Below are 19,420 nucleotides of genomic sequence, written 5' to 3'. Positions count from 1 at the left end.
CGTTGAGCTGGGCAGTAAGGGACGGACAGAGTTAGAGTAACCGAACGATCGGTCGGGACAAGGGGGTCTGTCGAAGCTGTGGACAACCCATCGGGGAGGATCAGTCGCATGACCGCCAATGTGAGCGATTCCGCGCCGGACGCCGTATCGGATTCCGCGCCGAAGCCCGCGCCGGTTTCCGTGCCCGAGTCCGGCACAGACGCCATCGAACGGAGCCGGACCGTCGCCGTCGTCGGCACGGGGACCATGGGCCAGGGAATCGCGCAGGTCGCCCTGGTCGCCGGCCATCCCGTCCGGCTCTACGACAGCGCGCCCGGCCGGGCCGAGGAGGCCGTGAGCGCCCTCGCCGCCCGCCTGGACCGCCTCGTCGAGAAGGGGCGGATGGATCGGGCCGAGCGCGACGGAGCCGTCGCCCGGCTGCACGCCGCGGCAGAGCTGACCGAACTGGCCGACGCCGCGCTCGTCGTCGAGGCGATCGTCGAGCACCTCCCGGTCAAGCAGCAGCTCTTCGGCGAACTCGAGAAGATCGTCGGCGACGACACCCTGCTCGCCACCAACACCTCCTCCCTCTCCGTCACCGCGATCGCGGGAGGGCTGCGGCTGCCCGGCCGGTTCGTCGGGCTGCACTTCTTCAACCCCGCCCCGCTGCTCCCGCTCGTCGAGGTCGTCAGCGGCTTCGCCACCGACGAATCCGCCGCCACGCGCGCGTACGAGACCGCTAAGGGCTGGGGCAAGACGCCGGTGCGCTGCGCCGACACCCCCGGGTTCATCGTGAACCGGATAGCCCGGCCCTTCTACGCGGAGGCGCTGCGCGTGTACGAGGAGGGCGCGGCCGATCCCGCCACCATCGACGCGGTGCTGCGCGAATGCGGCGGCTTCCGGATGGGCCCCTTCGAACTGACCGACCTCATCGGCCAGGACGTCAACGAGGCCGTCACCCGGTCCGTGTGGGACTCCTTCTACCAGGACCCGAAGTTCACGCCGTCCCTCGCCCAGCGGCGCCTCGTCGAGTCGGCTCGGCTCGGACGCAAGTCGGGGCAGGGCTGGTACCCCTACGCGGACGGCGCGGCGGCCCCCGAGCCGCACACCGCGCCCCCGGCCGAGCCGCCGGCCTCCGTGACGGTCCAGGGCGACGTCGAGCACCTGCGCGGCCTGGTGGAGCGGATCCAGGAAGCCGCGATCCCCGTCGAGTTCGGCGAAGACGCCGTGCCCGGCTACCCGGGCTGGATCGAGCTGCCGAGCGGCACCCGGCTCTTCCTCGCCGACGGGACCTCGGCCGACGACGCCGCGATGCCGGTCGTCCACATCGACCTGGCTCTGGACTTCCACGGCTGCGCCCGGATCGCGCTCGCGCCCTCGGCCACCGTGGACGACGTGGCCCTCCAGGAGGCGATCGGCCTGTTCCAGGCGGCGGGCAAGGAAGTCAGCGTCATCCGCGACATCCCCGGCATGATCGTCGGCCGTACGGTCGCGATGCTCGCCGACTTCGCCTTCGACGCCGCCGCGCGCGGCGTGGCCGACGGCGACGACATCGACACCGCGATGCGGCTCGGCGTGAACTACCCGCGCGGGCCGCGCGCCTGGGGCGAGGAGCTGGGCGCCGGCTGGGTCCTGGAGATGCTGTCGAACCTCCACGAGGAGTACCCGACGGGCCGCTACGCCCCCTCGCAGGCGCTGCTCCGCCGGGCCGCCGCCGAGCGGGTCGCCGCCGAGGCGGCCGCGGCCGCGCGGGAGGCGACGGCATGACCACCGCGAAGCGCGACACGTACACCCCCGAGACGCTGCTCTCCGTCGCCGTGCGCGTCTTCAACGAGCGCGGCTACGACGGCACGTCCATGGAGCACCTCTCCAAGGCCGCGGGGATCTCCAAGTCGTCGATATACCACCATGTCGCGGGCAAGGAGGAGCTGCTGCGGCGGGCCGTCAGTCGGGCCATCGACGGGCTCTTCGCGATCCTCGACGAGCCGGGCGCGGGGCGCGGGCGGGCCATCGAGCGGGTCGAGTACGTCACCCGGCGCACCGTCGAGGTGCTGATGGCGGAGCTTCCGTACGTGACGCTGCTGCTGCGGGTCCGGGGCAACACCGACACCGAGCGGTGGGCGATGGAGCGGCGCCGGGAGTTCGACCACAGGGTGGCCGAGCTGCTGAAGGCGGCCGTGGCCGACGGCGACCTGCGGGCCGACGTGGACATCAAGCTGGCCACGCGACTGCTCTTCGGCATGATCAACTCGCTGGTGGAGTGGTACCGGCCGCTGCCGGGCGCCGACGCGGTGCGCGAGCAGCTCGCCGACACCGTCGTGCACCTCGCGTTCGACGGGCTGCGTACGGCCCGCTGAAGCAGCCGAGAGGGCCCTGTGGAGACCGCCAGAGGTCTGTACAGGGCCCTCTGGCGTTGTACGGGCCGGGGTCATGGCTGAGTGCGGGCCCTGTGGCCTTGCACGAGCCTTCTCGGCCTGTACTCGCCCTCCTGGCGCCTGTACGCGGCCCCTCGGCCTGTACGAGCCTTCTCGGCCTGTACGGCCTCCCCAGCCTGTACGGCCTCCCCGCCTTGTACTGACCCTCTCGGCCTGTACGGGGCCTTCCAGGCCTGCACCGGGCCCTCCCACCTGTACCGGCCCTCCGGGCCCGTGCGGGGTCTCCTCAGTGGTCCGGGTCGAGGTCCGTCTCCTCGAAGACCAGCAGCGTGCGGGTGGAGAGCACCTCGGGGATCGACTGGAGCTTGGTGAGCACCAGCTCGCGCAGGGTCCGGTTGTCGGGGGTGTGGACCAGCAGCAGGACGTCGAAGTCCCCGCTGACCAGCGCGATGTGCGCGGCGCCGGGCAGGGCCTGGAGCTGCTCGCGCACGGTGCGCCAGGAGTTCTGGACGATCTTGAGAGTGATGTAGGCGGAGGCGCCCTGGCCCGCGCGCTCGTGGTTCACCCGGGCGCTGAAGCCGCGGATCACCCCGTCGTCGATCAGCCGGTTGATACGCGCGTAGGCGTTGGCCCTGGACACATGGACCCGCTCGGCCACGGAACGTATCGAGGCGCGACCATCCGTCTGGAGGATGCGCAGGATGTCCCGGTCGATGGCGTCCAGCGGGCGCGCCGGAGGGCCCTGGGGCCCCTGGGACGCCCCACCGGGCGCCGTGCCCGGCGGCTGGGCGAGCTCCCGCTCCCAGCTCTCGGCCATTTGTTCATCCGCCATGTCCCCCCGCCTCTCTCCCATGGACGACATGCTCCTATCCCAGGCTGTGGAGAACCGATTGTCCACAGGCTGAGGGTGCCTGTAGCCAAAATGCCTCCACGACCGAACAATCGGTAGGTGAGGCGCGCCACACCCGCGCCACCCGCCTTCGGGTCTTATGCCCGCTCCCACGAGGAGGTGGACTCGTTGCAACAGCGCAGTTCGACAGTCCAAGAGCCGCCCGGTGCCACTGACTACCGGCCCACCCCGCCCCCGGCGTGGAAGCCGCGCACCGACCCGGCCCCCCTGCTGCCCGACGCCGAGCCGTTCCGTGTCCTCGGCACGGACGCGGTGGCCGCCGCCGACCCCGAGCTGCTGCGGCGGCTCTACGCGGAGCTGGTGCGCGGCCGGCGGTACAACGCGCAGGCCACGGCCCTCACCAAGCAGGGCCGGCTCGCCGTGTACCCGTCCACGACCGGCCAGGAGGCCTGCGAGGTCGCGGCCGCGCTGGCCCTGGAGGACCGGGACTGGCTGTTCCCCTCGTACCGCGACACCCTCGCGGCCGTCGCCCGGGGCCTCGACCCGGTCCAGGCGCTGACGCTGCTGCGCGGCGACTGGCACACCGGGTACGACCCGCGTGAGCACCGCATAGCGCCGCTGTCCACGCCTCTCGCCACCCAGCTCCCGCACGCGGTGGGCCTGGCCCACGCCGCCCGGCTCAAGGGCGACGACGTGGTCGCGCTCGCCATGGTCGGCGACGGCGGCACCAGCGAGGGCGACTTCCACGAGGCGCTGAACTTCGCGGCCGTCTGGCAGGCCCCCGTGGTCTTCCTGGTGCAGAACAACGGCTTCGCGATCTCCGTGCCGCTCGCCAAGCAGACCGCGGCCCCCTCCCTGGCCCACAAGGCCGTCGGATACGGCATGCCCGGCCGACTCGTGGACGGCAACGACGCCGTCGCCGTCCACCAGGTGCTCACCGAGGCCGTGGCACGCGCGCGTCGCGGCGGTGGACCGACCCTGATCGAGGCGGTCACGTACCGCATCGAGGCCCACACCAACGCCGACGACGCCACCCGCTACCGCGGCGACAGCGAGGTCGAGGCGTGGCGGGCACACGACCCGATCCTGCTCCTCGAGCGGGAGCTGACGGAGCGCGGGATGCTCGACGAGGACGGCAAGCGGGCCGCGGCCGAGGCCGCCGAGACGATGGCGGCGGCGCTGCGCGAGCGGATGAACGCCGAGCCGGTCCTCGACCCGATGGACCTGTTCGCGCACGTCTACGCCGAGCAGACCACCCAGCTGCGCGAGCAGGCCGCGCAGCTGCGGGCCGAGCTCGACGCCGAGAGCGAGGCGTGATGACGACCCAGGTGGCGGCCAAGCCCGCCAAGCCCGCGAAGCCGGCCACGATGGCCCAGGCGCTGCAGCGGGCCATGCGGGACGCGATGGCCGAGGACCCGACCGTGCACGTCATGGGCGAGGACGTCGGCACGCTCGGCGGTGTCTTCCGGGTGACCGACGGCCTCGCCAAGGAGTTCGGCGAGGACCGCTGTACGGACACCCCGCTGGCCGAGGCCGGCATCCTGGGCACGGCCGTCGGCATGGCGATGTACGGGCTGCGGCCGGTCGTGGAGATGCAGTTCGACGCCTTCGCCTACCCGGCGTTCGAGCAGCTGATCAGCCACGTCTCGCGGATGCGGAACCGCACCCGCGGCGCGATGCCGATGCCGATGGTGATCCGGGTGCCGTACGGCGGCGGGATCGGCGGCGTCGAGCACCACAGCGACTCCTCCGAGGCGTACTACATGGCGACCCCGGGTCTCCATGTCGTCACCCCGGCCACGGTCGAGGACGCGTACGGGCTGCTGCGGGCGGCGATCGCCTCCGACGACCCGGTCGTCTTCCTGGAGCCCAAGCGGCTCTACTGGTCGAAGTCCGACTGGTCGCCCGAGGCGCCCACGCAGGTGGAGCCGATCGGCAAGGCCGTCGTACGGCGCCGCGGCACCAGCGCCACGCTGATCACCTACGGGCCGTCCGTGCCGGTCTGCCTGGAGGCGGCCGAGGCCGCCCAGGCGGAGGGCTGGGACCTGGAGGTCGTCGACCTCCGCTCGCTGGTGCCGTTCGACGACGAGACCGTCAGCGCGTCGGTACGGCGCACCGGTCGGGCGGTCGTCGTGCACGAGTCGGCCGGGTTCGGCGGCCCGGGTGGGGAGATCGCCGCGCGCGTGACCGAGCGCTGCTTCCACCACCTGGAGGCGCCCGTACTGCGGGTCGCCGGCTTCGACATCCCGTACCCGCCGCCGATGCTGGAGCGGCACCATCTGCCGGGCGTGGACCGGGTGCTCGACGCGGTGGCGCGGCTGCAGTGGGAGGCGGGGAGCTGATGGCCCAGGTGCTCGAGTTCAAGCTGCCGGACCTCGGCGAGGGGCTGACCGAGGCGGAGATCGTGCGCTGGCTGGTGAACGTCGGCGACGTCGTCGCCATCGACCAGCCGGTCGTCGAGGTCGAGACCGCCAAGGCGATGGTCGAGGTGCCGTGTCCCTACGGCGGGGTGGTCACCGCCCGCTTCGGCGAGGAGGGCGCCGAACTGCCCGTCGGCGCACCGCTGCTGACGGTCGCCGTGGGCGGGACGGAAGCTCCCGTGGCGGCGCCCGCGAAGTCGGCGGCGGCCGCCGAGGACGCAGAGTCCTCGGAGTACTCCGGCAACGTGCTCGTCGGCTACGGCACGGCGGGACCGGCGGCGCGCCGGCGCCGCGTCCGCAAGGACGCCGCCCCGGCGACACCCGTCGCCCAGGTGGCGGCGCCCGTGAAGCCGGCGCTTCCCGAGGGGCCCGTGCCGGTGATCTCCCCGCTCGTGCGGAAGCTGGCCCGGGACAAGGGGCTCGACCTGCGCGACGTGCGCGGATCCGGTCCGGCAGGACTGATCCTGCGGGCGGACGTCGAGTCGGCCCTGGCCGTCGCCGAGCGCCCGGCAGCTGCTCCGGCCGCCGCCTCGGCGCCCGCGACCGTCGCCGCCGGCGAGCGCATTCCGCTGCGCGGAGTCCGCGGCGCCGTGGCCGACAAGCTCTCGCGCAGCCGTACGGAGATCCCGGACGCGACCTGCTGGGTCGACGCCGACGCCACCGAACTCATGGCGGCGCGGGCCGCGATGAACGCGGCGGGCGGGCCGAAGATCTCGCTGCTCGCGCTGCTCGCCCGGATCTGCACCCATGCCCTCGCCCGCTTCCCGGAGCTCAACTCCACGGTGGACACGGCGGCCCGGGAGATCGTCCGGCTGCCGTCGGTGCACCTCGGGTTCGCGGCGCAGACCCCACGTGGACTGGTCGTCCCGGTGGTCCGGGACGCGGGCACGCGGACGGCGGAGTCGCTGACGGAGGAGTTCGGGCGGCTGACCGAGTCCGCCCGGCAGGGGACGCTGACGCCGGCGGACCTGACCGGCGGGACGTTCACGCTGAACAACTACGGGGTGTTCGGGGTCGACGGATCGACGCCGATCATCAACCACCCCGAGGCGGCGATGCTCGGGGTGGGCCGGATCATCCCCAAGCCGTGGGTCCACGAGGGAGAGCTGGCCGTGCGCCAGGTCGTCCAGCTGTCGCTGACCTTCGACCACCGCGTCTGCGACGGCGGCACCGCGGGCGGCTTCCTGCGCTACGTCGCGGACTGCGTCGAGCACCCCGCGGTCCTGCTCCGCACGCTCTGACGTCGCCCGCCGCGCCGGTAGGCCGTGGTGCGCGAGGTCGCGCGGATCACCCTGATCGGCCGCCTGTCTCCGTACGTGAGACAGGCGGCGATCTTCGGGGTCGTACCGGGCGGGCGCGGACCATACTGCTGGGATGACGACCGTGTATGACGCCATCGTCCTCGCCGGGGGTGCCGCGAAGCGGCTCGGCGGGGCGGACAAGCCCGCGGTACGGGTCGGCGGCCGGGCGCTGCTCGACCGGGTCCTCGCGGGATGCCGGGGCGCCGGGCGCACCGTGGTCGTCGGCGGTCGGCGGACGACCGTCCGCCCCGTGGTGTGGGCCAGGGAAGAGCCCCCCGGCGGGGGGCCGTTGGCCGCGCTCGACGCCGGGGTGCGCGAGGTCGCCGCCGACACCGCGCTCGTCCTCTCCGCCGACCTGCCGTTCCTCGACGAGGGCACCGGCCGGCAGCTCCTGGACGCCCTGTCCACCGCGTCCGACGCCGACGCCGCGCTGCTGGTCGACGCCGACGGCCGGGACCAGCCGCTCGTGGCCGCGTACCGCACGGACGCGCTCCGGCGTGAGCTGGCTCTCATCGCCGACGCTCACGGCACCCTCGCCGGCCTCCCGCTGCGTCTGCTCACGCGGGAGCTCCACATCGTCCGGGTCGCCGCGGAGCCTCTCGCCTCCTTCGACTGCGACACCTGGGAGGACATTGCCGCGGCCAGGGCCCGCATCAGGGAGCATGGGAACGTGTTGGACGAATGGATCACCGCAGTCAAGGACGAGCTGGGCATCGAGATCGACGTCGACACCGGCGTGCTGCTCGACCTGGCCCGGGACGCCGCCCACGGGGTGGCCCGCCCGGCCGCGCCGCTGACCACGTTCCTGGTCGGGTACGCGGCGGCGCAGGCGGCCGGTGGCGACGGCGGCCCCAAGGCGGTCGCCGAGGCCGCCCGCAAGGCCGCCGCCCTCGCCAACCGCTGGGCCGCCGAGGCGGAGCAGGGCGAAGCGGGGCAGGGCGAAGCCGGATGACCTCACAGGAGCGGGCGGCCGAGCCCGGGACCGGCCCGGAGGCCGCCTCCGAGCCCGAGAGCGACGGCAGCGACGAGGCCCTCGCCCTCGTCGCCCCGCCGCGCGCCCAGCCCCGCGCCGCCGCATCCCGGCCGGCAGGGCCCCGGCCCGCCGAGCCGCGCGACGCCGCCTACCGATCCGCCGCGTCCGGCTCCGGCGAACGGTCCACCGGCCCCGCGACCGGCTCCGGCGAACGGTCCGCCGACCCCGCGCCCGCCGGCCCCGCGTCGCCTGGACCCGCGTCCGCCGACCCGCGCCCCGGCGACCCCCACCCCAGCCCGTCCCACCGGGCCGAGTCCCCCCGCACCGGCCCGTCCCACCGGGCCGAGCCCCACCCCGACCCGTCCCCCCGCACCGACCCCCACCCCGCCCAGCCTCACCGCGCCACCGCCTGGCCCGCTGCCCGGGCGGTTGCCGTGCGGGCCGGGGAGGCGGGCGGGGGCGGCCGGGAAGCTCGTCGTATGCCCCTCGGACAGGCCCTCGGGCAGGTCCTCGCCGAGCCGCTCCGCGCGCTCACCGATCTGCCGTCCTTCGACACCTCGGCCATGGACGGCTGGGCGGTCGCGGGACCCGGTCCGTGGCAGATCAATGAAGAGGGCGCGGTACTCGCAGGCCACGCGCCCCTCGCGCCGCTCGCGGACGGCACGGCGGTACGGATCGCCACCGGCGCCCGCGTCCCGCCCGAGACCACCGCGGTCATCCGCAGCGAGCACTCCCGCACGGACGCCGGCGGCCATCTGCATGCCCGGCGCGAGGTCCTGCCCGGCCAGGACATCCGCCCGCGCGGACAGGAGTGCCGCTCCGGCGACCGGCTGCTGCCCGCCGGAACCGTGGTGACCCCCGCCGTTCTCGGTCTCGCCGCGGCGGCCGGCTACGACGAGCTGGCGACCCTGCCCCGCCCGCGTGTGGAGGTCCTCGTCCTCGGCGACGAGCTGCTGACCGAGGGACTCCCCCACGACGGTCTGATCCGTGACGCCCTCGGCCCCATGCTCGGCCCCTGGCTGAACGCGCTCGGCGCCGACGTGCTCGCCACCCGGCGGATCGGCGACGACGCCGACGCCCTGTACGCCGCCGTCACCGGTTCCGAGGCCGACCTCGTGATCACCACCGGGGGCACGGCAGCGGGGCCCGTCGACCACGTCCACCCGGTCCTCGCCAAGGCCGGAGCCGTACTCCTCGTCGACGGGGTGAAGGTCCGTCCCGGCCACCCGATGCTGCTCGCCCGCCTCGACGGCGACCGGCACCTGGTCGGCCTGCCCGGCAACCCCCTCGCCGCCGTCTCCGGACTGCTCACGCTGGCCGAGCCGCTGCTGCACGCCCTCGCGGGCGCCCCGTTCCAGCCGCCGTACCGCGTCTCCGTGAGGGACGAGGTCCAAGGCCATCCGTACGACACCCGGCTCGTCCCGGTCGTCCACCGGGGCGACGAGGTCGTGCCGCTGCACTACAACGGCCCGGCGATGCTCAGGGGCATCGCCGCCGCGGACGGGATGGCCGTCGTGCCGCCCGGGGGCGCGCGGTCGGGGGACGCACTGGAGATCCTCGACCTCCCCTGGCCGGTGGCCCCGGGCCAGGCACCAGGTCCCGGCGCGTCCCAAGGAGCGTGTTTCACGTGAAACTTCCCAGCCGTGACGTCATGGCCCGGAACGCGGACGAGAAGACGTCCCCGTCCCGGATCCGGATGCCCCGGCGCGTCGTCGAGAAGCCTCTGCGGCAGGTGACCAAGCGGCTGCTGATGGCCCTCGGGGTGCTGGCCCTGACCACCGTGATCGTCTACATCGATCGTGGGGGCTACAACGACAACGCCGACGGCAGCCTGGACTTCCTCGACAGCGCCTACTACGCGACCGTCACCCTCTCCACCACGGGATACGGCGACATCGTCCCGTACAGCGACTCCGCGCGGCTCGTGAACATCCTGGTGGTCACGCCCCTGCGCGTCCTGTTCCTGATCATCCTGGTCGGCACCACTCTCGAGGTCCTCACCGAACGGACCCGGGAGGAGTGGCGGCTGAACCGCTGGAGGTCCACCTTGCGTGACCACACCGTCGTCGTCGGCTTCGGCACCAAGGGCCGCTCGGCGATTCAGACACTCTGTGCGACGGGGCTTCGCAAGGATCAGATCGTCATCGTCGACCCCTCGACCAAGGTGATCGAGACGGCGAACGCGGACGGCTTCGTCGGCGTCGTCGGCGACGCGACCCGCAGCGATGTGCTGCTCCGTGCCGAGGTCCAGAAGGCCCGTCAGATCGTCATCGCCACCCAGCGCGACGACACCGCCGTGCTGGTGGCGCTCACCGCCCGGCAGCTCAACAGGGGCGCGAAGATCGTCGCCGCGGTCCGTGAGGAGGAGAACGCGCCGCTGCTGCGCCAGTCCGGTGCGGATGCCGTGATCACCAGCGCCAGCGCCGCCGGCCGCCTGCTCGGTCTCTCCGTGCTCAGCCCCAGCGCGGGCACGGTGATGGAGGACCTGATCCAGCAGGGCTCGGGCCTCGATCTGGTCGAACGGCCGGTGATAAAGGCCGAGGTGGGCAAGAACGTACGGGAGACCGAGGACCTGGTGGTCAGTGTGTTGCGCGGGCACCGGCTGCTCGGATACGACGATCCCGCCGCCAGCCCGCTGCAGTTGACGGACCGTGTGATCACGATCGTCCGGGCGGCGTCCGTCACTCCGCTGTCGCCGCCGCCCGAGTAGCCTCGCCGCCATGCATGCGATCACGATTCCGGAACCCGGCGGCCCCGAGGCCCTCGTCTGGGCCGAGGTGCCCGATCCCGTGCCCGGCGAGGGCGAGGTCCTCGTCGAGGTGGTGGCGAGCGCCGTCAACCGTGCCGATCTGCTCCAGCGACAGGGCTTCTACGACCCGCCGCCGGGCACGTCCCCGTACCCCGGCCTCGAATGCTCCGGGCGGATCACCGCGCTCGGGCCGGGGGTGTCCGGCTGGTCCGTCGGCGACGAGGTGTGCGCGCTGCTCGTGGGCGGCGGTTACGCGGAGAAGGTCGTGGTGCCCGTCGGCCAGCTGCTTCCCGTACCGGACGGGATGGACCTGGTCACGGCCGCGGCGCTGCCCGAGGTGACCAGCACCGTCTGGTCGAACGTCTTCATGATCGCCCACCTGCGGCCCGGCGAGACGCTCCTGGTGCACGGCGGTGCGAGCGGCATCGGCACCATGGCGATCCAGCTGGCCAAGGCGATCGGCGCACGGGTCGCCGTCACCGCCGGCGGCCCGGAGAAGCTGGCGCGGTGCGCCGAGCTGGGCGCGGACATCCTGATCGACTACCGCGAGCAGGACTTCGTCGAGGAGCTGCGCAAGGCCACCGACGGGGCCGGGGCGGATGTGATCCTCGACATCGTCGGGGCGAAGTACCTGGACCGCAATGTGAAGGCCCTCGCGGTCAACGGCCGGCTGGCGATCATCGGGATGCAGGGCGGGGTGAAGGGCGAGCTGAACCTCGGCGCGCTGCTCGCCAAGCGTGCGGCGATCACCGCGACCACGCTGCGTGCCCGCCCGCTGCACGAGAAGGCGGCCATCGTCGCCGCGGTGCGTGAGCACATCTGGCCGCTGATCGGCGCGGGCACGGTACGCCCCGTGGTCGACCGTACGGTGCCGATGCCCGACGCCTCCGAGGCCCACCGGGCGCTGGACTCGGGTTCGCACGTGGGCAAGGTCCTGCTGCTGGCCCCGCGGGCCTGAGCCGACCCGGAGCCCCGGCGCACGGAAGGGCCCGGCACACACCGTGTGCCGGGCCCTTCCCTTGCGTCGGACGCCCTACCGGACTACAGGTACGGCCCCGAGCGGACCGCGTGTCCGTGGCCCTGCTCGTCGTCATCGTCGTGCGACGCACCCGGCGGAAGCGCCCGGCGCATCTGCTCCAACTGGGCGCGGGCCGCCATCTGCTGGGCGAACAGCGCCGTCTGGATTCCGTGGAACAGGCCCTCCAGCCAGCCGACCAACTGGGCCTGTGCGATGCGCAGTTCCGCCTCGGAGGGAATCGCCTCGTCCGTGAACGGCAGGGAGAGACGCTCCAGTTCCTCGACCAGTTCGGGCGCGAGCCCGTCTTCGAGCTCCTTCACGGAGCTGGCGTGGATGTCCTTGAGCCTGACCCGGCTGGCCTCGTCGAGAGGTGCCGCGCGTACTTCCTCCAGGAGCTGCTTGATCATGCTGCCGATGCGCATGACCTTCGCAGGCTGCTCGACCATTTCCGTCACCGGGACCTCGCGGGATTCGTCGTCACCCTGAGTGCCGCCGAGCGCCATTCCGTCCTGTCCCACGATGAGGACCTGGGGGCTCTCCTGCGACCGTTCATTCCTCGGCATCTCCATGCCGCCATTCTCTCGCACACGTGCCTCACCACACGGTGTGCCCCCGGAGGAGGGTGATCCACCCTTCTCCGGGGGCACAGGACGGCAACGGTCCGATCAGATCGCGGCGCGGCGGGCCAGGGCCCCGCGCGAGCGGGTGACCAGGGCCGCCAGGAGCGCGGCGCCGATCGGCACGAGCACCAGGAGCGCCACCAGCGTCTCCCAGGGGACGACGATCGGCACGTACGGAGGCGCGTCCATGGCGCCCCAGCCCTGGTCGAGGCTCTCCTGGTAGAAGCGCTCGCGTTCGCGCCCCTCGGTGAGCCGCAGGCCCATCGCCGGCAGCACTCCGGCGGCCGACCCGAGGATCACACCCATCGCGGCGACCACCCCGCACTGGAAGCCGCTGAGAGTGCGGCGGACCCGCGGGGGTGCTCCGACGGCGGAGAGCGTCTTGAGGTCGGCCTCCGCGTCGGCCTGCGCCAGTCCGGTCGCGATACCGGCGGCGCCGATGGTCACGAGCCCGGCGAAGACGGCCAGCGAGAGGAGCACGATGCTGCTCTTGCCGACGAAGCCGTCCTCGACGCGCAGCTCGACGTCGCTGCCGATCCTGGCGATCTCGCCGTCGAGCTTCTGGCGCTGCTCGCTGGTGGGCATCGTGTCGGTGGAGAACAGCGAGCCCAGCGGCGCCGTGCCGAAGCCGGCGGCCTTGGCGGTGGCCGGGGTGAGGAGGGCCTGGACGCCGTACGACTTCTTCCCGGCGGGCACCTGGTAGGCGGGCAGCGTCTTGATCTCACCCGGGACGGGCTTGCCGGCCTGCTCGGCCTCGCTGGCCTTCATCGTGTCGGCGACCAGCTTGACGGAGATCTTTCCGCCCTGATCGACCTGGGGCTTGGAGAAGGAAACGATTTTGCCCTCGGCGAGGGCCTTCTCGGCTCCCGAGTCGTTGATCCCGAGGACCTTGAGAACCTTGGCGTCGCCGATCAGCAGCCCGCCCTCGACGTAGATGCCGCCGTCGTTGCTCGACTTGCAGCGCCAGTCCTCGGCGAGCTTGCGCAGCTGTTCCTTGGTGAACCTCTCCGAGGGTGCCTCGTCGCCCTCGGAGGTCCACAGCGGGCACTCGTTGGCCTTCGGGATGACGATCTCGGACCTGCCGCAGCCCGGGGAGTCCATATAGGGCTGGCAGTTGGGCTTGCCGACCTGCACACGCTCGACGTCCGCGCGGACGTCGATGGGCAGATGGCGCTGGACGGCATCGCGGACCGCCGGGACGTCCCGGCCGCCGTCCTCCATGACGAGGGCGGAGACCGCGCCGTGCGGCAGGCTCGCCCGGTACTCGGCCCGCTCCTGCGCATCGGAGCTGGCCGTGTACGTGGAGACGGCGACGGTTCCCGCGACGGCGGCGAGCACGGCGGCGACGGCGGGTGCCGTACGCCCCCGGTTGCGCACGGCGTCCCGCAGGGCGAGCCGCGGCGACAGGGGCAGCCAGCGGCCGGTCCGGCCGAAGAGACCCACGAGGGCGGGGGTCATGGCGACCACGCCCAGCTCGGCGATGGCGCTGCCGCCGGCGACGATGACGAACTGGTCGGAGACCACCGATCCGTACAGTGCGATCGCGGCTCCCAGGAGCAGGGCGCCGAGCCCGACCAGCGGCAGCACACGGCTGCTGCGGCGGACACCGCGACGGCCGGTGAGCGAGGCCAGGACGGTCTGCCGGGAGGCGGTGACGGCCGGGACGATCGCGGACAGGACGCCGGTCAGGACGGCGAGCAACGCGATGGCGAGCAGTTCCAGGGGGCGTATGTCGAAGCTGCCGAACCGCTGCCCGAACGAGTCCTCGAGGACCGGCTGGAGGGCGAAGGTCAGGATCAGCGCGAGGACCGTGCCGGTGACGGCGGCGGCGACACCGATGACCAGACCGCCGCCGAGGACGATGGCCCGGATGTGGCGCCGGTCGCCGCCGTTGGCGCCGACGAGTCCCAGCTGACGGCGCGAGCGTCGCGCGCCGACGGCGAACGCGGGTCCGGCCAGCAGGCAGATCTCCAGCATCGCGAGGCCGACGACCGTGCCGACCGCGGCGAGTTCGGCGGCCTGGGCGCCCGTGCTGGACTCGTAGGTGCCCCAGCCCTCCTTCTGGTACAGCGGGACCTCGGAGTCGGCGGGCGGGTCGAGCAGCACGGCGCGCGAGACGACGGCGACGCCCTTGGTGTTGATCTGCTGCACGGTGTTCCACGTGAAACCACCGGCGGCCTTCACCAGGTACGTGGTCTCGACTCCACCCTGGGTGATGCCGGCCTTCTCGGCCACCTTCGCGTACGGGGCGAGGAAGGCGCCCGGCAGGGCGTTGACCTGGTCGGCCTTCAGATCGTTCGGGAGCTCGTAGGAGCCGACGATCCGGTAGGTCCTCTCGTAGCCACGCGCGGACAGGGTCGAACCGATCGACAGACCGCTGCTCTCCAGGAAGTGCGTGGTGGCGGCGAACTCGTCCGCCTTCTCCGGGAAGCGTCCCTCCTGGAGGGACATGATGCCCTTGGCGATCGGGTCGGCGGCCTTGAGCTCACGGACCTCGGTCTGGAGCAGGCCGTGGACGGTGGTGAGCTTCGCGTTTCCGGAGCTGTCCGTCAGGGTGGTCGATCCGGCAGGGAAGGTCTTGGGGACATCGGTGGTGCCGCTGGGCCAGACCTTGTCGCCGTAGTCCTGCGCCGGCGTGTTCATCTGGCCGTCGGGCGACTGGAGGATCGGCACGCCGGCCACGGCGGCGTCGGTGAACCGGGCGTCGGCGGCGCCGATCGTCCGGTCCAGGCTCTCCTCGGTGGACAGCTCGGAGCTGCGGAAGGTCAGATCGGCGGCGCTGACACCCAGGATGGGCAGGGCGATCATGGCGAGGACCAGGAAGCTGCGGCCCTTGTAGCGCCAGGCGTCACGGCGGGCGATGCGGATCGCGGCGCGCCAGGAGTGGAACCAGTTGTTCACCGCTCGGCCGCCTGGCCCGAGAGGAGCGAGTCGGCGTCGCTGCGTACGGTCTGGTCGACGACGGCGCCGTCCCGAAGGAAGACGACGCGGTCGGCCCAGGCGGCGAACCGCGGCTCGTGGGTGACGAGCACGCCCGCGGCACCGGCGTCGCAGCGCGAGCGGAGCAGGGCGAGGACGGACTCTCCGGTCTCGGAGTCCAGGGCGCCGGTGGGCTCGTCGGCCAGGACGAGACGACGGTCGCCGACGAGGGCTCGGGCGATGGCCACACGCTGCTGCTGGCCGCCGGACATCTCGTCGGGGAAGCGGTCGGCGAGGTGACCCAGGTCCATCTCCTCCAGCGCGGCGAGGGCCTCGCCACGCGCCTTGCGCGCGGAGGTGCCGTCCAGCTCGCGGGGCAGGGCGACGTTCTCGGCTGCCGTGAGCGCGGGGATCAGGTTGTAGTCCTGGAAGACGTACCCGATGCTGCGGCGGCGCAGGGCCGCGAGGGCCTTGCGGCCGGCGGTGGTGATGTCGGTGTTCTCGACGATCACCCGGCCGGAGGAGGGGGTGTCGAGGCCGCCCGCGATGGTGAGCAGGGTGGACTTGCCGGAGCCGGACGGGCCCATGACGGCGACGAGTTCACCGGGGAAGACATCGAGGTCGATGCCGCGCAGGGCGTGCACCTCGGTCTCGCCGGAGCCGTGGACACGGGTCAGGTTCTGCAGTTGCAGCACGGGCTGCTGTGTGGACATGGAGGGGTCCCCCTTGGGCGTACGCCGACGGACGCTCGCGTGACGTGCGGTCACGTGAGGTCGCGTGCGGTGTCGTACGGAGCGGTTGGTCTCGTACGGAGCGGTTGAGGTGGTGGTGCGGTGTACGTGTGCGGGGCCGCGGGTCAGCGCAGCGGCGCCGAGCGGGTGTCCGGGGAGGACGCGGCGGCGGAGTCGGGCGGTCGTGCCTCGCCGGTGTCGGAGCCGGTGCCGGAGGCGGGGCGGTCGGAGGAGCCGGTGGTGCCGAAGGCGCCGGCCGTCGAGAGCCGGATCAGCCGGGCCTCGCAGTGGTCGAGCCAGCGGGCCTCGGCCTCGGTCTGGAAGATCAGCTGCTCGAGGACGAGGAGCCAGGCCACGTCGTCGCGTTCCTTGGACTCGCCGCTCTCGAGGGCGGCGAGTGCCTGGGCCTTGAGCCGGGTGTAGTCCTGCATCGCCTTCACGGTGTGGTGGCGCTGGGACTGGATGACGGCGCGGATGTCGACGCCGGCCGCCCCGACGGCCATGGCGAGCTTGATGGCGAGCTCGTCGCGGGCCGGGCTGGTGCGGTCCACGGGCTTCTCGAACCACTTCTTGAGCTCTTCGCGACCGCTGTCGGTGATCGCGTAGAGCGCGTGGCCGGCGTCGTCCTCGCCGCCCTGCGCGACCATGCCGTCCCGTTCGAGACGGTTGAGGGTCGTGTAGACCTGACCGACGTTGAGAGGCCAGGTGGAGCCCGTGCGTGACTCGAACTCCGTGCGGAGCTGCGAGCCGTAGCGAGGCCCGCGTTCGAGGAGGGCGAGAAGCCCGTGGCGGATCGACATACTCAGTATGTATACCGGGTATGCCCGGCCGGACAAGGGACCTGAGACGGAACCTCCGGGTCCGACTCAAGGGGGACGCGGCGGGCGACGGACCGCTCAGCGGCGGCGCATCCTCACCCCGAGGAAGCCGATCCCGAGCCCCATCATCGCGAGCCCCGCGCCGAAGGTGAGGACGGGAATCTGCCGGTCAGCAGTGGTGGCGGTGGCGCGCGGGCTGAGCCGGGGGGCAGCGGCGGGCGCGGACGCGGGCGGGGGCGTGTCGGTCGTGGACTCCGTCTCGGGTACCGCTTCGAGACCCTCGTCCGCCCCTTCCTCCGCCTCTGAAGGGTCGTCGGCTGTTGCAGTTTTGGTACGCGAGGGGCTGTCCGGCTCGGGGGAGGAGCTCGGTTCGCGGGGCTTGACCGGGCGGCCGGGCCGCTCGCGCCCCTCCATGGCGGGGCGCCCGGCCATGGAGCCGGCCGGGGCGGGCTCGCCGGGGTCGGAGGGCCTGGGCCGCGCCGAGGTGGCCGCCCCGGGCGGGCCGGGAGGGCCGGAGACATCGCTCGTGGCGGAGGGCCGCGGGTGGGGTGCCACGGTCCAGGAGGTCGAAGGGGAGGGGGACCGCGACGGCGTGGCCGCCGGGGCCGACGAGGTCGGCCTCCAGGTCGGCGCGGCCGGCTTGGAGGGAGCGGCCGTCCACGCCGAGGGCTTCGGGTCCTCCGTCGGCCCTCTCTCCGCCCCGTACGCGATCGGTACGGCACCCACCACCAGCCAGCACACGACCACCGGGCCGATGGTCCGTGTCCGCCCACCGCGGAGTCCTGGAGTCACCGGGTGACCCCCTCCCGTACCGAGCCGCCGAGTTTCAACTCAGCGTCACATGTCGGGACACATCCGGCATCCCGGACGGGAGGAGGGGGTGAGAGCCCGGCCCGGGGGTGGGCCGAGGGGCGCTCGGAGGGTGCTTACTGCGGCGGGTTGCCCGTCGAGACCTTCAGCGTGAACTCGGCGCCGTCCTTGGTGACGTCCTCACCGATCGGCGGGTACTGCTCCAGGACGGTGCCGTCGCCGTAGGTGTTCTCGTCCACCGGCGTCTCCGTCTTGATCTGCCAGCCCGCGGCCTGGATGCAGGCCTTCACCGACTGGATGTTCTTGTACGTGAAGTTCGGGACCTCGAACTTGTCCGGGTCGTCGCTCGACTCGGTCGGCTCCGTGCACTTCTTGGTCTCGATGGCCTTCGAGAGGTCCGGTTCCTTGTATCCGGGGGCCTGCGACTGGCTCGTGTTCTGGTTGTCGCCCCCGTTCTCCGAGTCGTCCTTGTTGAGGTTGATCGCCGTGATCACACCGCCGATCGCCACCAGCGCCACGACGATCGCACCCACGAGGACCGGCATGTTCCGCCGCGAGCCGGAGCCTCCGCCCGTGGTCACCGAGGTCTGCTGAGGGGGCTGCGGCGCCATCGTGTACGGCCCGGGAGCGGGCGTCTGGTACGCCGGGGCGGGCGTCGGGGCCTGCTGCGGGTAGCCGTAGGACGGGGCCGGTGTCGGCGGGCCGTACGGACCCGGCTGCGGCGTCGGAGGCTGGTACGGCTGCTGGACGCCGTGCACCGAGGGCGGCGGGGTCTGGCCGACCGGCGGGAAGACCGCCGAGCCCACGCCCGAGCCGCTGCTGACCTGACCACCGGCGACGATCACCGGCGCACCGGTCTGGCCCGCCGACAGCACGCGAAGGCACTCGTCCTGCATCGCCGCCGCGCTCGGGAAGCGCTCGTTCGGGTTCTTCTTCAGCGCGCGGGCGACGAGCGCGTCCATCGCCGGCGTCACCGACCGGTTGATGGAGGACGGCGCGACCGGCTCCTCCTGGACGTGCGCGTAGGCGATGGCGAGCGGCGAGTCCGCGTCGAACGGAAGACGGCCCGTCAGCAACTGGAAGAGCATGATGCCGACCGAATAAAGATCGGAGCGCGCGTCGACACCGCGGCCGAGGGCCTGCTCGGGGGAGAGGTACTGCGGAGTACCGACGACCATGCCGGTCTGCGTCATCGAGGTGACGCCGGACTGCATGGCCCGCGCGATGCCGAAGTCCATGACCTTGACGACGCCGCGCTTGGTCATCATCACGTTGCCGGGCTTGATGTCCCGGTGGACCAGGCCCATTTCATGGCTGGTCTCCAGCGCGGCCAGCACGTCGGCCGTCACCTTCAGCGCCTTGTCGGCCGGCATCGCGCCGAACTGCCGTACGTCGGAGGCGAGGACCGAGCCGAGCGGCTGACCCTCCACGTACTCCATGACGATGTACGGCATGACGGCGCCGTCGAGGGTGTCCTCGCCGGTGTCGAAGACCGAGACGATGTTGGTGTGCGACAGCTTCGCGACCGCCTGCGCCTCGCGCCGGAACCGCTCGCGGAACGACTGTTCCCGGCCGAGTTCGGAGTGCAGGGTCTTGATGGCCACCTGCCGGTCGAGCGCGCTGTCGTACGCCAGGTAGACGGAGGCCATGCCGCCCTCGCCGAGCAGGTCGCGAAGTTGGTACCGGCCGTTCGCGACCGAACCGCCCGCATAGCGGCCCTGTGCGCCGTCCTGGCTCATTCGTGCTCCCCCTACGCGCGCGTGGCGGCGCTGATCGGAATTTCCTGGCCAAGTCTGCCCCAGGGCAACGACACGTCAAGCCGGGTGCCCGTTCCGTGACCCTCCGCGTAAGAAGCGT

The 19,420-nt window shown here is 72.6% G+C and carries 17 protein-coding genes; 10 read left to right on the top strand and 7 right to left on the bottom strand.

Features of this window, described 5'->3' with window-relative positions:
- Positions 1–108 precede the first annotated feature (108 nt).
- Entirely contained in the window at positions 109–1,746 is a 1,638-nt protein-coding gene (locus ACFQ7Q_RS02680) for a 3-hydroxyacyl-CoA dehydrogenase (protein ID WP_383548847.1), read from the top strand.
- The gene (locus ACFQ7Q_RS02675; RefSeq protein WP_383548844.1) at positions 1,743–2,336 is read left to right on the top strand and encodes a TetR/AcrR family transcriptional regulator; all 594 of its coding nucleotides are present in this window, start codon (positions 1,743–1,745) and stop codon (positions 2,334–2,336) included. The genes ACFQ7Q_RS02680 and ACFQ7Q_RS02675 overlap by 4 nt, the downstream gene beginning before the upstream one ends.
- A 304-nt stretch (positions 2,337–2,640) precedes the next feature.
- On the opposite strand, the gene ACFQ7Q_RS02670 is transcribed toward ACFQ7Q_RS02675, so the two are convergent.
- The gene (locus ACFQ7Q_RS02670) at positions 2,641–3,186 is read right to left on the bottom strand and encodes an Lrp/AsnC family transcriptional regulator (protein ID WP_383548842.1); all 546 of its coding nucleotides are present in this window, start codon (positions 3,184–3,186) and stop codon (positions 2,641–2,643) included.
- A 177-nt stretch (positions 3,187–3,363) separates the two neighbouring features.
- Here ACFQ7Q_RS02670 and pdhA point away from each other — a divergent pair, with 177 nt between their 5' ends.
- From pdhA to ACFQ7Q_RS02635, 7 genes are all read left to right on the top strand, one after another.
- Positions 3,364–4,521, top strand: a complete 1,158-nt coding sequence (gene pdhA / locus ACFQ7Q_RS02665) for a pyruvate dehydrogenase (acetyl-transferring) E1 component subunit alpha (protein ID WP_383548839.1) — start codon at positions 3,364–3,366, stop codon at positions 4,519–4,521.
- Positions 4,521–5,546, top strand: coding sequence for an alpha-ketoacid dehydrogenase subunit beta (locus ACFQ7Q_RS02660; protein ID WP_383548837.1), 1,026 nt, complete (start codon positions 4,521–4,523; stop codon positions 5,544–5,546). Before pdhA ends, ACFQ7Q_RS02660 begins: the two co-directional genes overlap by 1 nt.
- Positions 5,546–6,865 (top strand): dihydrolipoamide acetyltransferase family protein, encoded by a 1,320-nt coding sequence (locus tag ACFQ7Q_RS02655; RefSeq protein WP_383548834.1) that lies wholly within the window; start codon positions 5,546–5,548, stop codon positions 6,863–6,865. The genes ACFQ7Q_RS02660 and ACFQ7Q_RS02655 overlap by 1 nt, the downstream gene beginning before the upstream one ends.
- A gap of 133 nt (positions 6,866–6,998) precedes the next feature.
- Positions 6,999–7,877: an NTP transferase domain-containing protein gene (locus ACFQ7Q_RS02650; RefSeq protein ID WP_383548832.1), complete on the top strand. Its 879-nt coding sequence runs from the start codon at positions 6,999–7,001 to the stop codon at positions 7,875–7,877.
- On the top strand, positions 7,874–9,529 hold the full coding sequence (locus ACFQ7Q_RS02645; protein ID WP_383548829.1) for a molybdopterin-binding protein: 1,656 nt from the start codon (positions 7,874–7,876) through the stop codon (positions 9,527–9,529). The genes ACFQ7Q_RS02650 and ACFQ7Q_RS02645 overlap by 4 nt, the downstream gene beginning before the upstream one ends.
- A 20-nt stretch (positions 9,530–9,549) precedes the next feature.
- Entirely contained in the window at positions 9,550–10,608 is a 1,059-nt protein-coding gene (locus ACFQ7Q_RS02640; RefSeq protein ID WP_383549110.1) for a potassium channel family protein, read from the top strand.
- Positions 10,609–10,618: 10 nt separating this feature from the next.
- Entirely contained in the window at positions 10,619–11,605 is a 987-nt protein-coding gene (locus tag ACFQ7Q_RS02635; RefSeq protein WP_383548826.1) for an NAD(P)H-quinone oxidoreductase, read from the top strand.
- An 83-nt stretch (positions 11,606–11,688) separates the two neighbouring features.
- Here ACFQ7Q_RS02635 and ACFQ7Q_RS02630 read toward each other — a convergent pair whose 3' ends face one another.
- The 5 genes from ACFQ7Q_RS02630 to ACFQ7Q_RS02610 form a co-directional block, all read right to left on the bottom strand.
- Positions 11,689–12,234 carry a bacterial proteasome activator family protein gene (locus ACFQ7Q_RS02630; RefSeq protein WP_383548824.1) on the bottom strand — a complete coding sequence of 182 codons (546 nt, stop codon included), beginning with the start codon at positions 12,232–12,234 and terminating at the stop codon, positions 11,689–11,691.
- 96 nt (positions 12,235–12,330) lie between these two features.
- The gene (locus ACFQ7Q_RS02625; protein ID WP_383548822.1) at positions 12,331–15,186 is read right to left on the bottom strand and encodes an FtsX-like permease family protein; all 2,856 of its coding nucleotides are present in this window, start codon (positions 15,184–15,186) and stop codon (positions 12,331–12,333) included.
- The gene (locus ACFQ7Q_RS02620; RefSeq protein WP_383548819.1) at positions 15,183–15,917 is read right to left on the bottom strand and encodes an ABC transporter ATP-binding protein; all 735 of its coding nucleotides are present in this window, start codon (positions 15,915–15,917) and stop codon (positions 15,183–15,185) included. The genes ACFQ7Q_RS02625 and ACFQ7Q_RS02620 overlap by 4 nt, the downstream gene beginning before the upstream one ends.
- Positions 15,918–16,060: 143 nt before the next feature.
- Positions 16,061–16,735: a PadR family transcriptional regulator gene (locus ACFQ7Q_RS02615; RefSeq protein ID WP_383548816.1), complete on the bottom strand. Its 675-nt coding sequence runs from the start codon at positions 16,733–16,735 to the stop codon at positions 16,061–16,063.
- Positions 16,736–16,831: 96 nt separating this feature from the next.
- Positions 16,832–17,185: a hypothetical protein gene (locus ACFQ7Q_RS02610; RefSeq protein ID WP_383548813.1), complete on the bottom strand. Its 354-nt coding sequence runs from the start codon at positions 17,183–17,185 to the stop codon at positions 16,832–16,834.
- On the opposite strand from ACFQ7Q_RS02610, the gene ACFQ7Q_RS02605 reads away from it, so the two are divergent.
- Positions 17,184–17,552 (top strand): hypothetical protein, encoded by a 369-nt coding sequence (locus ACFQ7Q_RS02605; RefSeq protein ID WP_383548810.1) that lies wholly within the window; start codon positions 17,184–17,186, stop codon positions 17,550–17,552. The two genes, ACFQ7Q_RS02610 and ACFQ7Q_RS02605, sit on opposite strands and share 2 nt — an antisense overlap.
- Positions 17,553–17,679: 127 nt before the next feature.
- Here the strand turns inward: ACFQ7Q_RS02605 and ACFQ7Q_RS02600 are convergent, their stop codons facing one another.
- Entirely contained in the window at positions 17,680–19,302 is a 1,623-nt protein-coding gene (locus ACFQ7Q_RS02600) for a protein kinase (protein WP_383548808.1), read from the bottom strand.
- Positions 19,303–19,420 lie beyond the last annotated feature (118 nt).

This window comes from Streptomyces sp. NPDC056527, assembly GCF_042794475.1.
GTDB lineage: Bacteria > Actinomycetota > Actinomycetes > Streptomycetales > Streptomycetaceae > Streptomyces.
This window is presented reverse-complemented; position numbering and strand designations above follow the sequence as displayed.

Bases quoted from the DNA above. Each gene is read 5' to 3' on its own strand.
- ACFQ7Q_RS02630 (WP_383548824.1), bottom strand. From the start codon at position 12,234: ATGGAGATGCCGAGGAATGAACGGTCGCAGGAGAGCCCCCAGGTCCTC.
- ACFQ7Q_RS02615 (WP_383548816.1), bottom strand. From the start codon at position 16,735: ATGTCGATCCGCCACGGGCTTCTCGCCCTCCTCGAACGCGGGCCTCGC.
- ACFQ7Q_RS02675 (WP_383548844.1), top strand. From the start codon at position 1,743: ATGACCACCGCGAAGCGCGACACGTACACCCCCGAGACGCTGCTCTCC.
- ACFQ7Q_RS02670 (WP_383548842.1), bottom strand. From the start codon at position 3,186: ATGGCGGATGAACAAATGGCCGAGAGCTGGGAGCGGGAGCTCGCCCAG.
- ACFQ7Q_RS02680 (WP_383548847.1), top strand. From the start codon at position 109: ATGACCGCCAATGTGAGCGATTCCGCGCCGGACGCCGTATCGGATTCC.
- ACFQ7Q_RS02655 (WP_383548834.1), top strand. From the start codon at position 5,546: ATGGCCCAGGTGCTCGAGTTCAAGCTGCCGGACCTCGGCGAGGGGCTG.
- ACFQ7Q_RS02600 (WP_383548808.1), bottom strand. From the start codon at position 19,302: ATGAGCCAGGACGGCGCACAGGGCCGCTATGCGGGCGGTTCGGTCGCG.
- ACFQ7Q_RS02605 (WP_383548810.1), top strand. From the start codon at position 17,184: ATGGAGCCGGCCGGGGCGGGCTCGCCGGGGTCGGAGGGCCTGGGCCGC.
- ACFQ7Q_RS02660 (WP_383548837.1), top strand. From the start codon at position 4,521: ATGACGACCCAGGTGGCGGCCAAGCCCGCCAAGCCCGCGAAGCCGGCC.
- ACFQ7Q_RS02635 (WP_383548826.1), top strand. From the start codon at position 10,619: ATGCATGCGATCACGATTCCGGAACCCGGCGGCCCCGAGGCCCTCGTC.
- ACFQ7Q_RS02610 (WP_383548813.1), bottom strand. From the start codon at position 17,185: ATGGCCGGGCGCCCCGCCATGGAGGGGCGCGAGCGGCCCGGCCGCCCG.
- ACFQ7Q_RS02620 (WP_383548819.1), bottom strand. From the start codon at position 15,917: ATGTCCACACAGCAGCCCGTGCTGCAACTGCAGAACCTGACCCGTGTC.
- ACFQ7Q_RS02645 (WP_383548829.1), top strand. From the start codon at position 7,874: ATGACCTCACAGGAGCGGGCGGCCGAGCCCGGGACCGGCCCGGAGGCC.
- ACFQ7Q_RS02650 (WP_383548832.1), top strand. From the start codon at position 6,999: ATGACGACCGTGTATGACGCCATCGTCCTCGCCGGGGGTGCCGCGAAG.
- ACFQ7Q_RS02640 (WP_383549110.1), top strand. From the start codon at position 9,550: ATGGCCCGGAACGCGGACGAGAAGACGTCCCCGTCCCGGATCCGGATG.